The sequence below is a fragment of the Metamycoplasma neophronis genome (assembly GCF_006491995.1).
Lineage (GTDB): Bacteria > Bacillota_I > Bacilli_A > Mycoplasmatales > Metamycoplasmataceae > Metamycoplasma > Metamycoplasma neophronis.
The window spans coordinates 58,829-72,582 of record NZ_VHHP01000003.1; the positions used below are offsets into that span (position 1 = coordinate 58,829).

At 28.2% G+C, this 13,754-nt stretch carries 10 protein-coding genes; 3 read left to right on the forward strand and 7 right to left on the reverse strand.

The features are described 5' to 3' along the window. From FJR74_RS07525 to holA, 5 genes are all read right to left on the reverse strand, one after another. Positions 1–3,825 (reverse strand): putative immunoglobulin-blocking virulence protein, encoded by a 3,825-nt coding sequence (locus FJR74_RS07525; protein WP_140914754.1) that lies wholly within the window; start codon positions 3,823–3,825, stop codon positions 1–3. A gap of 142 nt (positions 3,826–3,967) precedes the next feature. Next, entirely contained in the window at positions 3,968–4,915 is a 948-nt protein-coding gene (pgsA, locus tag FJR74_RS07530) for a CDP-diacylglycerol--glycerol-3-phosphate 3-phosphatidyltransferase (RefSeq protein WP_306766863.1), read from the reverse strand. After that, positions 4,893–5,474 carry an MHJ_0274 family protein gene (locus tag FJR74_RS07535; protein WP_140914756.1) on the reverse strand — a complete coding sequence of 194 codons (582 nt, stop codon included), beginning with the start codon at positions 5,472–5,474 and terminating at the stop codon, positions 4,893–4,895. Before FJR74_RS07535 ends, pgsA begins: the two co-directional genes overlap by 23 nt. A gap of 58 nt (positions 5,475–5,532) precedes the next feature. Further along, positions 5,533–7,053, reverse strand: coding sequence for an alpha-amylase family glycosyl hydrolase (locus tag FJR74_RS07540; protein WP_140914757.1), 1,521 nt, complete (start codon positions 7,051–7,053; stop codon positions 5,533–5,535). A gap of 11 nt (positions 7,054–7,064) precedes the next feature. Further along, the gene (gene holA / locus FJR74_RS01345) at positions 7,065–8,027 is read right to left on the reverse strand and encodes a DNA polymerase III subunit delta (protein ID WP_140914758.1); all 963 of its coding nucleotides are present in this window, start codon (positions 8,025–8,027) and stop codon (positions 7,065–7,067) included. Between the two features lie 96 nt (positions 8,028–8,123). On the opposite strand from holA, the gene FJR74_RS01350 reads away from it, so the two are divergent. The 3 genes from FJR74_RS01350 (at position 8,124) to FJR74_RS07545 (ending at position 10,794) form a co-directional block, all read left to right on the forward strand. Next, the gene (locus tag FJR74_RS01350; protein WP_140914759.1) at positions 8,124–8,864 is read left to right on the forward strand and encodes a YebC/PmpR family DNA-binding transcriptional regulator; all 741 of its coding nucleotides are present in this window, start codon (positions 8,124–8,126) and stop codon (positions 8,862–8,864) included. A 122-nt stretch (positions 8,865–8,986) separates the two neighbouring features. Then, the gene (locus FJR74_RS01355) at positions 8,987–9,496 is read left to right on the forward strand and encodes an MAG0490 family ComEA-like DNA-binding protein (RefSeq protein ID WP_140914760.1); all 510 of its coding nucleotides are present in this window, start codon (positions 8,987–8,989) and stop codon (positions 9,494–9,496) included. Next, a complete protein-coding gene (locus FJR74_RS07545; RefSeq protein ID WP_140914761.1) occupies positions 9,421–10,794 on the forward strand; it encodes an MAG0480 family ComEC-like protein in 1,374 nt (457 codons plus the stop codon). The genes FJR74_RS01355 and FJR74_RS07545 overlap by 76 nt, the downstream gene beginning before the upstream one ends. Here FJR74_RS07545 and ligA read toward each other — a convergent pair whose 3' ends face one another. Continuing rightward, positions 10,795–12,795 carry an NAD-dependent DNA ligase LigA gene (ligA, locus tag FJR74_RS01365; RefSeq protein WP_140914762.1) on the reverse strand — a complete coding sequence of 667 codons (2,001 nt, stop codon included), beginning with the start codon at positions 12,793–12,795 and terminating at the stop codon, positions 10,795–10,797. 12 nt (positions 12,796–12,807) lie between these two features. Continuing rightward, positions 12,808–13,752 carry an energy-coupling factor transporter transmembrane component T family protein gene (locus FJR74_RS01370; protein ID WP_140914763.1) on the reverse strand — a complete coding sequence of 315 codons (945 nt, stop codon included), beginning with the start codon at positions 13,750–13,752 and terminating at the stop codon, positions 12,808–12,810. Positions 13,753–13,754: the final 2 nt, after the last annotated feature.

The window sequence follows — 13,754 nt, forward strand, 5'->3', positions numbered from 1 at the left end:
TTATCCAAAAATTGGTTCCTCGCTTCCGCTGTTATCTGATTTTAATGACAATTTCAATCCACTCAGTTGACCTGATTGTTGTAATAAATTGTACATATCTTGATTTTCTACTTCGATTGTGTCAATGTTTTTTGCATTTTTAACACCTTCTACTAAAGCATTAAGTTCAGTAACTCATGAACCCTTACCAGTTTTAGTTAAATCTGCCACGGTTCCTTTAATCAAGATTTTGTGAGTTAAATCGTCACTAAATAATATTTTTGGTTTGTCATTTGGCCCTCAGTTAGCTAAAATTGCCGAATATTGTGATGGACCTAAATCAATCGCCTCTAAAGTAAATGTATCACCCTTAGATTTGAATTTTAAAGTTTTGAATTTTTTGCCATATAAATTAACGGCTTTTAGGGTAGTAAAATTAGTCAATGACATATCAACTTTAACTGGTCAACTACCATCACCAAAAGAACCATTATAAACTCTTCAGTCTTCGTGCGTATGCAATGCTAATCTAAATCCGTTGATTACATCTGTAAGCGAACCATTAACATCAGGTCTAATAACATTGAACACAATTGCTCCGGCAGTTATTTCAGTTGTATTTTGATTTTCAAAATTTTTAGTAGGATTATAGTCATAAGAAATAAATTTAGTATTCCTAAATGCATTAGGGTCAATTCCTCATCCGTATGGATAATTCATAGCATGTCCTCTTGAATCACCAATATTATCATCATTATTATTTAATGAAGTAAATAACTCAACTTCATCAAGCATTTTGTTTTGTAATGCCCCAATCCCATCCATGATTTGAGTTTCATAATCAAGTGATAATTTTTTAATTCTACTTGGAAGGTTTTTATATATATTGGCAATTTCGCTTGGTTTGTTATTAATACCAATATTTCTGATAAATACTGCGGTAATTTTTTCGTTTTGATTTAATACATTAATTGCATTGAATAACCCGATTCTATTCGAAGCATCAATTTGTAACATTCATCTTTCTTCATTATTTGGAACAAATGTATTATTTTTATCAGGTTTGTATAAATATACTCTTAAACCGTCATCACGTTTAATAACCTTACCATTGCTATCAACCGTAGTTTTTTCTCTATCTTCCGGTTTTACAACACCAGTAAATTGACCTGAAACATCATATTTTTTTCAGCCAATATAATCACCGCTTAGGAGTTTGTTTCCGGTACGGTTTCATTTATCATCATTTGCAAAGTATCTTTTCTTATTAGCATTTTTTAAACTAATAACAGTTGGGTTATATTCATCAGATGTTGGACCAAAATTAATACCTAAATTATAACCTCATGTGTTACCTGAAATTTCTAAATCAGGAACATGCCCTTTAGCTAATTCAGATTCCAGAATATTCATAGCTGCTTGAATTTGCGCTTTTCAGATTTGACGAATTTCCTCTTTGCTATATTGCGGTCCTCAGAATTTGATTTCACCGTTGATATATTTAGCAAACATTTCAACTAAATCTTTATTTCTTGCATAGTCTGCACTATAAATGTCTTTTAAATCATCTGCGGTAATATCGCGATTTAAAGAAGCTAATTTTTGAAGATTATTAATTTTTTGTCTTGCTATTTGTTTAACTTCATTTGAAAGTACCTCAGGAGTTACATTTGGTAAACTACTTGGTTTTTCAATGATAATAGAGTTGGCATTAATTGGACGACCACCTTCGGCAATAATTTTTGCAATCTCTTGTGTTGTAAGTTTTTTGTCTTCGGGTTTTGTTTCTGGTTTAGTTTCAGGCACATCTTCGCTTGATACTTTTTCTGGTTCTTTACTTTTGATTTTTTCAACATTATAAGTATTTGTTGCGCCCAGTGTATAAGATGATGCTGAATTTGGGTTTACTAATTTATATCCCGCAGGGACATAATTTATAACATTAACAGGTTCAGTATCTTTTGTTTTTACTGTTACAGTTGTATCTAATCCTTCGCCAACGAAATGTAAATAAGTTGTATATTCTTTGGTTACTGGTAAAACATAAACCGTATTAACCTTATCGATTTCGGCATTGAATTTAGCCGATCTATCTGCCAATCTATATTCTTTTGGTACATATTTTTCAACGTTGATCAATTCATCATTAGAAGTAATTACTTCAACTTGAGCAACCTCTTTATTAGTTTTTTCATTAACAAATTTTAAAATTGTTTTATGTTTTACAATAACTGGTTTTACGTTAACTGTATTTGAAATACCTTTGGTAATAACAGGAATTTGATTTGGATTTTGTAATTCATATCCTTCCGGAATATTCAATTTAATTTGTTCGTCTTGGGTAGTTAAGGCAGTTTGAGTACCCACAACTTCATTATTGTATTTATAAACTATTGTTGTCGTAACTTTAGTTTTTGTTACTTGAATGAAGTTTGTTTCGCCGATTTTAATTTCGCTTAATGTTTCTTCTTTTAAAGAGTATCCATTTGGTAAAATCGATTGAATTGCTGATTTATCAATAGTTGCTAATTGCAATATTTTTGTTGAAATAATACTTTCACCATCTTTAAAAACAATAGTCGTCTTTTTAACTTGATTTTCAGGTTCCAATTTATATGTATTTACTTGACCTAAAGTTATTTCAGGTTGACCTGAAATTAATTTATAAGTTGCCGGAACTAATGTTGAAATATCAGGGGCTGCTTGCCCTTCCTCGGTTTGAATTGTTTTACTTACAATTTCGACTCCATCTTCTGCATTTACAAATTTAATTACCGTTGTGATTATTTTTTTAATCGCATGAATTGAAACTATATTATCTCGACCAATTATTATGTTTTCTACATCGAAACCATTATCAAGTTCATATCCAACAGGCAAGCTACTATTAATGTTCTCGATTGTGATTTTTTGATCATCAATTGTTTGAATTGAATCTCTTTTAATAACTTTATTGCCTTCTTGGAAAATAATGTTTGTAATATGAACTACAGGGTTTTTCTTAACAATATATTCTTTAGTAATGGCTCCGTCAACTGTAAACGGTTTTAATTTTTCGTCCGTTTCGCTTTCATCAAACGAATAATTTTGAGGTAAATAATTACGTGGATTAATTGTTGATTCGACGAATGTTTTTATCTCTCTATTTTCAACTACGACACCATCTTTAGTTTTAAAAATAATTGTGATGGTTACTTCTTTTTCTAATTTGATTACTTGAAGACGGTTGGTAATACCTAATGTGATGCTTAGATTATTCGGGTCTTTTAATTTATATCCTTCGGGTAAATATTCTTGGATATTATCAATTGTTTCGCCTGGTTTAAGAGTAATTTCTTTAGTTTCTCCAACTTGAGCATTATCAAAGAAAAATTCCAGTTTAGTTATATTCCCTCTAGGTTCCGGAATAACATAAACATTTTGTTCTTTTCCGGCTTGAACAGAAATTTGTTTATCAGGATATTTAGACATATCTAAAATAAAACCATCAGGAATTAATGAGTTAACGTCAATCTTAATCTCTTCATTTGCCTTAGTTTGAATAACTTCTCTTTTGATTTCTAAATTATTATCTTCTGAATTTAAAAATACAATGATTGTGTTCACTAATTTATCTTTAGTATCAACGTTCACATCTGATATTGAAGTTTTATCAGGGTGGATAATGATATCTACCTTGTTAGATAAATTTTGTTTATCATCAGTACCATTGATTGAAATCTTTTTATCAATAGCGGATTTTCTTAATTTATAAAATAAAATACCAGAGCCAACTCCGATACCTAAAGCAACTAAAGCAGATATACTTAGGATTTTTATTAACCTATTTTTCTTAGCTTTTATCATATCTACCTCCCTCTCGATAAATAAATTATACATTTTTTATCGATATATATATATATTGCAAACTTTTTATATCGGTAAATAATTACAATTAAATTAAAAAAATTAGCGCGCGGCTAATTTGCTATTTAATGTCAATAATCAATTATTTATCGAAAAATGGTTCATCGTCTTCATCGACTAAATCATCATTAGTTGGCGATCCGATGTTTTGAATTTCTTCACGTGAAGCTTCTAGATTTTCTTCTTGTTGTGCTTCTTGTTTTTCTGCTTCGTATGTTAAAACTTCTTTTTCTTTTTCTTCGGCTAAAGTTTTGGTTACATTCTCTTTGTTTTCAGCTTGTTTTGCTAATTCTTGTTTAGCTTTTTGTTTTTCTTGTAAATCTTTAGTAATGCCTTTTAGATATTTACTCATGTATATCACCCCACTAATTCATGCCAATAACAATCCAATAATTAGAGGCAAGTTTAAATATGTTAATAATTCTGTACTTGAATGTTTGGTTGATAAGGTTGGATTTGCAAGTCATGGCCCAGCAAAAGCTACTGCAATTAAGGCAAATGATACAATAATTGTTTTTATTTTGCCTCATCAGTTAGCGGCAACTTCAATGTTTTTCTTAATTGCATATGTTCTTGAGCCATCCACTAAAATATCACGAATAATGAATAATACCACGATTGGTAAAAATGTATATTGAGTGATTGCCAAGAAAATCATCATTAGAGTTGTTGCAACTTTATCAGCAATCGGATCAAATACTTTTCCAAACGCAGATACAGTATTAGTTTTTCTTGCGTAGTGACCATCAACAAAATCAGTAATCATTGCGGCAATGAAAATGATAACGTTTAATCAATACATGATTGAAATTGTTAGTTTTGAGTTATTTACTCCTGATAAAGTTAATTTATCATAATAAATTATTCCACCATTTTTAATCATTAATGTACAAATAGCTGTCATTAAGGCAATAAATGGAATCATTAATAAAAGTCTGAGCACAGTTAATCAGTTAGCAACGCCAAATTTGGTAACTTTAAGCGGTTTGTAATTTGAAGTTTTATTTTTATGCATAATATTGATTTTCAATTGACTTTCTTACTAATTCTAGGTAATTTTGTTTCTTTTCACCTTCTGGAACTAATTCATATTGGTCGGCAAAATATTTAATAGTTTCAGGAATTTTTTTATCTCATAAATTACATGGTGTAATATTGATTAACTCAGCATGTTCAACAAATGTTTTATATTGTTCATTATTAACAAATGAACTAGCAAAATCATCACGACTAATTAATTTGTATAGTAATTTTTTTGACCCATTTTTAATTTCACCCATGGTTCGGTCACCAATACTTACTTCAAAGTTTTTTAATTCATTTTGGGCATATTTTATCACTTCTTCAAAACTTAGAATGTATTCATAGTATGATGACAAGGTTTCTTCAGCTTTTTTTGCTTCGATTTTTTCTAATTTCTTCTTTTGAACTTTGTTTTTAACAAGTTTTCAAATTAAATACCCGATAACAAATGCTAATACAACAGCTAATAAAACATAAACAATATAATTAGCTGCTGATGATTGTTTTTGTTCTGTTTGTGGAATAACTACAGTATTATCGTTAGTAAACACAACAAGATTATTCATACGAACTCCTTTTTTTAAAATAATATATTTAATTATATATTAAAGTTAATTTATTTCATTAATCTTCAATTAAGATAAGACTTTCAAATGGTGCTAGTTGTTTTGGCACAGTAGCATAAAATTTATTAGTATAAGTTGTTGCTAAAATACGATATGACCCGTTGACGTTGGCAAATAAGTGATTTTTAGATAAGTTCATTAAAAAGATAATCGTTTTATTTTCAGGATTTTTATGAATTATTTTAGCAATCCCTTTATCATTAAATTTAAATGAAATCGAACTATTTTCAATTGTTTCTGAGTATTCTGAGCCAAAAACTAATTTTAATAATAAATTAGCAAATTTTAGTGAACTAGATTCAGTGTTACTTTCTTTTTCAACATTGAATTTTTGTCATTTTTCAGGCATTAAAAAGTTGCCATGGTGGGCTTTTGTTGCGCCTGCGTAATGGTTATTATTTCATGACATATATGTATATGATGTGATTTTATTTTGGAATAATTGTGCTTTAAAAAACTCATCCTCAGAAATATTTTTAGCTTGATAAAAACGTTTTTCTTCATTGAAATTATCATTTTCAAATTGGTAATCTTTTTTAATTTTGGCGCGCAACATGCCAAGCTCATCACCATAATAAATCCCAATTGAATTATGAGCCGCGAAAACAAACATTAAAAATGTTTTAGTCGCTTCTTGGGCATAAGCCAATTCATCACCCCAACGAGAATTGATACGACCCACTTGGTCAGAACCTAAAGATAAAATAACTCTTTTATCGTTCAAAAACGGTCTATAAGCGTGAAAGAAATTTGCAAAAGGAAGTGGTTGCATTTTTGCAAATTTACTTTCTTGATTTAAATTCATAATTGGTAAGTGATTTAAATATAAATAATCAAAGCAGGGTTCAGTAACTTGAAGCATTTTTGAATAAACTTCTTTATTGACATCCGATGATTTTAATATCACTTGCATATCAACATTTTGGCGTTTAATAATTTTGTATACATCTTGTAAAAAACGAAACTGATTTGCTTCAGATAAATTATTGTTTTTTAATAAAAATTCATAATTAGTTAAAATAATTGTCTTCACTTTTAGTTGATTATAAAAACTAATTATTTTATTTAAATACTGAATAAAGTTTGATAATTCATCTAAAGTAATTTTACTTTGTGATTCATTGACTAAATATGTATCTAAAGCAGTTAAATGTTTTTTAGCATTATTATCTTTTCCTAAATTGTATAAATCATACATATTATTTCAGTTGATGTATGCTTGTTTAATATTCCCTATGTTTATTATTGGGGCAATTTCTATCTTATCTTTTCTGAATTCATTAATACATTCAATGAAATCAGATAATGATCCATAACGATTTTTAATTGCTTCTAATTCGAATTTGTTTTGGTATTGATTTAAAATATCGGGAATTGCAATAAGATTTATACCTAAATATTGGAAGTAATATTTTTTTAAAAGCAATCCATTAAAATCGCCATATCCGCTACCATTAGAATCAAAAAAAGTTTCAATTTTTAATTCATAAAGAATTATTCTTTTGTTTTTTTCTTCCATAAGTCCTTCTTTTATTTAATAATTTCTAATACTGCTAGTTTTAATGCTGTATGTTCATCTAGCGAACCGCTTTTAATTTCTTTGTCAATTAGTGCCATCTTTTCAATTAAAAAATTCAATTTATCTAGTCCGATTTTTCTTATAAAATCTGTAAATAATTTCACACGATAAATATGCATATTAATTGCGCTTGAAATATTTTCGGGTGTCATTTTTGCTTCTAATAGAACTTGAATTTCTTTTGCTAGTGATATTACTGATGCCACTTGGACTATGATTTGTTGCGGGCTTTGACCAAATGACAGTTGTTCATTCATTTTGGCGATAATAGTTTTAGGCGAATTCAATTTTAAAAGTGCGTCATTAAACGCATATTCAATATTATTTGACATTGAAAAATTATTATCATCAATCATTTTCAATGTAATGTGATTGTCTTGCAATAACAACTTATTAACTTCGTTTTCAATTAAAGTTAAATCATTTGGTAAATTTGACACAAATTGAATTAATGCAAAATCATCAATCGTTCCACCCTTGCCTTGAATTAATGAGTTAGTAAATTTGTATAAATCTTTATCATTGATTTTAGCAACTTCGATTATTTCAGATGCTTTTTCAATTTTTTTAAAATAACTAGAAGGAGTGAAGTTTTTGTCATATTTTTGAATTTCCTGTATCAATACGATTTCATTGTATTGAGAACCTTCTAATAAAAGTTCGACAAATTTTTCCGCTTCTTCTTTTTTAAATTTAGATTTAGAATTGAAATATATTGGATTGGTAATAATTACTAATTTTGGAATCGCAAAAATATCTGTGTTATAGACAGCATCAGATAATTCTTCTAATTGCATTACTTCAAAAAAATTGATTATTTCAATTTCATTATTATTTTTAGATTTAATTTGTTGAATTATATTTTTAACTTCTTTTTCAATGAAGTAATTTTCGTTTCCTTTTATTAAAATCATATAGTTTATTATATTAAATTTATGAAATAAAGGAACGTAATTTTTTGGTATAATAAACTTGATTTATTAATTAAAGCTAATAAATAGGAGAATAATATGTCAGGACATTCAAAATGAGCAACCACAAAACATCATAAAGCAGCTCAAGATGCTAAAAGAAGCCAAATGTTTCAAAAATTTTCTAAAGAAATTATTGTTGCGGCAACACTTGGTGGACCAGATCCAGATTCAAACCCAGCTTTAAAATTAGCAATCGCTAAAGCTAAAGCAAAATCAATGCCTAAAGCAAACATTGAAAAAGCAATTTCTAAAGTTGCTGGTGGGTCTAAAGAAGCAGCTAACTTCCAAAATTATTTATATGCTGGAACCGCATACGGTGGAATCAATTTCGTAGTAAGTTGTTTAACTGACAACTTTAATCGTTTAAGTTCAAACATTAAACACTATTTCAACAAACACAATGGTCAATTAGGTAAACAAGGTTCGGTTCCTTATGTATTTGACCAAAAAGGTTTAATTGAATTCCCCGATAGCGTTGCTAGTGAAGAAGAAGTAATGATGACTGTATTAGATGCAGGAGCTGAAGACTTTAAAAACGAAGATGGTTTATACGTTATTACAACCGAACCTTCGCAATTCCAAAAAGTTAAACAGGCGTTAGATGAAGCGTTTAAAATTGAAAATTATAGTACCGCTGAAGTCACCTATATTCCCAACTCTGAAGTTGAAGTGGACGCTGAAAAAGCAAACCAAATTGAAGAATTTGTTGATTTATTAGAAGATGACGAAGACATTCAAGAAGTTTGACATAACGCCGCATTTCCAGAAGAAGAATAATAAAATTAAGCAAGTTTGATAACTTGCTTTTTTTATGCCGTATTTTGCTAATTTTTCTTTGTTTTTTTTCACTTTTTTCGCCTTGTAATTATTTATTTTTGCTGATAATCAATAATGTAAATATGGAAAGAAAAAAGAAAATAATTTTTGTAGGAGCAACCTTTTTAGTGGCATCTTTAGTAATTCTGTCATCTATAGGCATAAATAGTTATTTAAAAAATAAAAAAGCTAAAACAGAGTCAGAACAAGAAAATAAATATGCAACTATTCAAATTTATGGAGCTGTTTATTATGGAGGCGAATATGAATTTAAAATACCTGCCACGTTATTAGATGTTATAAAAAAATCACGGCTTCGATCCGGAGCGGATTTAAGTAAGTTTAATTTAAATGAAAATATTAAGGATAAACAAAAAATATACATTCCATATACAAAAGCAAATCGTGTTAAATTAAAAAGTATTCGTTCAGTCAAAGAACTGGTAAATCTCGGAATAAAAAAACATATAGCATCGAAAGTATTGGAGGTTATAAAAAGTAAAGGAAATTATATAACATGGGATGATATAAAAAACCAGCCTGGTGTTGGTGAAGTGACTTTAAAACTTTTACAAGAAAATACAATAATTTAAATCCTTTAATATTCAGTCTTTTATCTTCCATCTGCCTTTTATTGATAATAACTAAAATTGAATTAGTGTTTTCTATTACGCTGCTTGCCTTATTTACTTTATTGAATTTATTGAACTGAAAATATTATTTATATTTGGCGATTATTGTGTGCTTTTTATATTTAGTTATTTTTTTAATAATATATCAAAACACAAAAATAAATAACTGATGAGTTAATGGTAAATATGCAATCATTAAAAATTATAAAAATGGCTTTATTATTAATATTAATAATAATAAAGTATGAGTCAAAGCCAATATATCTCTTCCTGATATTTACTCTCAATATCAAATTAATTTAATAGGAACAGTAAAAAAATATCAGCAATATACCAACTTCAATTATGCTAATAATGTATATTTAAAATTAGTTGATATCCAAATTATTTCCAAGCCTATTCCAACTAATTTAGAACTTAATTATTTTAAAACTTATTCTAAAATAGCTAAAGAATATTTGATGTTAATTTTGTTTAATAAATATGATCGAGATGCACAATTCATTAACATATTAAAAGATTTAAATATAATGCATTATTTCGCTATCAGTGGATTTCATTTTGGCTTAATTTATTTCATTTTTTCATGAATTTTCTTGAAATTTAAAATAAATCAAAAAGTTTCAAATTTAATTATTTTAGCAATCTTATTTATCTATCTCAATATTCTAAAGTTTCCAATTGGAGCGACTCGAGCATTTTTATTTTTAATTTTTGTATATCTAAATAAAAACTTTTTTAAAAACAAATTTAAATCATTAACTTTACTGTGTTTCACAGCTATATTGATATTAATTTTTAATCCCTTTAGTTTTCTTAGTTATTCTTTTATTTTATCTTTTACCGTTACACTGAATATATTATTAACTAATAAAATAATTAATTTTAAACAGCATCATTGAATAAAGTATTTATTAATAATTTTTATTGCTTATCTAACTTCATTATTTATCTCTTTATCTTTTTTAGACAAAGTAAATGGAATCGGATTTGCATATCAATTATTATTCATGCCAATCACTTTTATTGGCTATTCATTTAGTTTATTTTTCTTTTGGTCTAAAGATTTAACATATTGATACTTTTTGATTTTTAATGCGTTTATTAATTTCCTAGATCGCGGAAAAATAATGATTAATAGTATCAATTTGAATTTTTTTGCATACTTGTTGACTTTCACACTTTTATTCATTAGCTTACATCAAACGTGCAAAATTAAATTAAATAAAAAATTGACACTAAGTTATGTCAATTTCTAGTTAATTATTAAGCATTTCTAAAAATTCTCGTTCATTTAAAATTTTAATGTTTAATTTGTTTGCTTTTGATAATTTAGAACCCGCATCTTCTCCGGCTAATAAAAAGTTTGTTTTTGATGAAACAGAAGATAATACAATTCCACCATTTTTAACTATTAATTCTTCAAAATAACTACGTGATTTAGATAGTGTTCCCGTTATAACAAAGCTTTGATTATTCAAAATGTCATTTTCTTTTTCTTCATGATATTTTAAATTCAATCCTAAGGCCAACAAATCATTTACCAATTTAATATTTTCTTCTTTGTTAACTCATTCATGTACTGAAGTTGCAATTTTTTCACCTATTTCATGATATTGAGTTAACGACAAATAATCAAAAGATAAAAAGTTTGAAAATTCCTTAACTTTTGAAGCTATTAATTTCGCCACTTTTGATCCAATTAATTTAATTGATAAGGCATAAATAATTCTATCTAAACTTTGGTTGCGGCTAGCTTCGATAGCATCCAACATTTTTAAAACAGATTTATTGCCCATTCTTTCCAATTGCATTAGCTGCGAACAATATTCTTTTAATTTATAAATATCAGTAATTTGATTAATTAATCCGTTTTCTAAAAGTAATTCAATATTTTTCTCGCCCAATGTAACTATGTCCATTGCATCTTTTGAAACAAAATGAATTAACTTTCTTCTTTTTACTTCCGGACATTGTTCATTAGGACAAAATTGTTCCAATGATGAATCTGAATCTATCAATTTGCTTTGACAATAAGGGCATGTCGTAATCTTTTCAAACCTTGCTGGATTTTTATGTTTTAATGACGCCAAGCCAATAACGCAAGGAATAATTTCTCCGGCTTTTTTAACATATATTAAATCATTGATATTTAAATTTAAATCATCGATATATTTGAAATTATTCAAGGTTGCAAAGCTTACGGTGCTCCCCGAAAGCTCAACAGGTTCCAATAATGCATTATAAGTTACTAATCCAGTTCTACCCACAGTAATAAAGATATTTTTTAGAGTTGTTATTGCTGTGTCTGGTTCATATTTAAAAGCTATTGCTGAATGAGGAAACTTAGCTGTGCTACCAAGTTTATCATAATACTGAATTTCATTTAATTTGATGACAATTCCATCAGTTTCGTAGTTTAGCAATTGTTTTTCATTTTTGAAATTTTTGATATACTCTTGAATTTCGTCAATTGTATATAAGTGTTTTGATTCTTTTGTAACTTGAAAACCTAAATTATTCAAGAAGTTAAACTCTTCTTCCATACTGTGAATATTGTGTTCTTCAGCATCGACAACGTAGTATAAAAAAGCTGACAAATTCCGTTCTTTTACAATAGCCGGATTTAATTGTCTTAATGTTCCGGCAGCGGCATTTCGAGGGTTTGCTAATTTAGCTTTATTTTCTTTTTCAAGTATTTCATTTAACTTTTCAAAATCTTCAATTGATAAATAAACTTCACCACGAACTTCTAAATCCTTTTGATAGTTAATAACTTGAGGTATTGATTTAATTTGGCGAATATTTTCAGTAACATCTTCACCGACCAAACCGTCCCCCCGTGTTACAGCCTGAATTAGTTTTCCATCATGATATTTTACAGAGATTGACAAGCCATCAATTTTAGGTTCAACAAAAAACGAAAAATTAATTGCAACCTTTTTAATATTATTAATAAATTTTTGAATTTCTTCAATTGAGTAGGCCTTATTCAAAGAAAGCATTGGCTTATCGTGTTTAACTTTAGAAAAAATATCTAATGAAGATGCATTAATTCTTTGAGTGGGAGATTGTTTGATTTCTTCGTATGAAAAATAAGATGCGTATTGTTCTTCTAGTTTTTTCAACTTATTGAATTCAGTATCGTAAACTGAGTCGGAAACAATCGGACTATCTAAATCATAATACGCATGATCTCATTCATTAATTTGCTTTTGCAATTCGAATACTTTTTTTCTAATTTCATCTTTTTCGGCCATAAATACTCCTAATTAAACTCTTTGGAAGGTAGCTATTCATCAAGCTGGTAATGGTACGGCATCGATTTGACACACAATAACCATTACTGTGCACACAATAATGAATAATGTTGCAATTAAATCACGTCAGTTAGGACATAATTGACGATAGTGACTTCTTTTAGCATAAGGTTCATATCCACGCGAAGTCATAGCATCAGCCAAATCATTAGCTTTTGTAAATGAAGATACGAATAAAGGAACAATTAAAACTATAAAAGACTTTGATTTATCTTTAATACTTCCGTTTTTAAAATCAACGCCACGACTTGATTGAGCCTTCATGATTCTGCTCGATTCTTCTAATAATGTTGGAATGAATCTCAATGCAATAGAAATAATCATGGTAATAATTTCAGTCGGAATCTTAACTAATTTCAAAGGATATAATAAATCATTAATTGCTCTTGTTAAAAGAACTGGTTTGGTAGATACGGTTAAAATTGTAGTTGTTAAAATAACACCATAAATTCTGATGAAAATTGATATCGTACGATATATTGTGAATTTAGTTAATTGGAAAGGTTGGTCGTATCCAAATGGCGCTCAATAAATTGTGTTTATTATAGTTTGACCGCGATAATGAACATAAGTATCGATATTAGTTTGCGATGATAAAGGAACAAACGTACCAGATTCGAGCGGCGCAGCTCCTTTAACAGTTAGCATATTAATAATTAGTAGAAATATCGCAATATACAATGGTAATCTTAACTTTGCAAAAACAGATTTAATTGACCGGGTGGTAATCACATAAATGAGCATAATTGAAAAAACTAAAATCGCTAGCGTGATAAAGTGATCCGCTACGAAAAATAGTATGATAAACAAGATATTAGCCATAAACTTTAATCTAGGATCAAGTTTATGAACAAACGTATCTAAATTTAAATACTTACCAATGATGGCTCGATTCATTT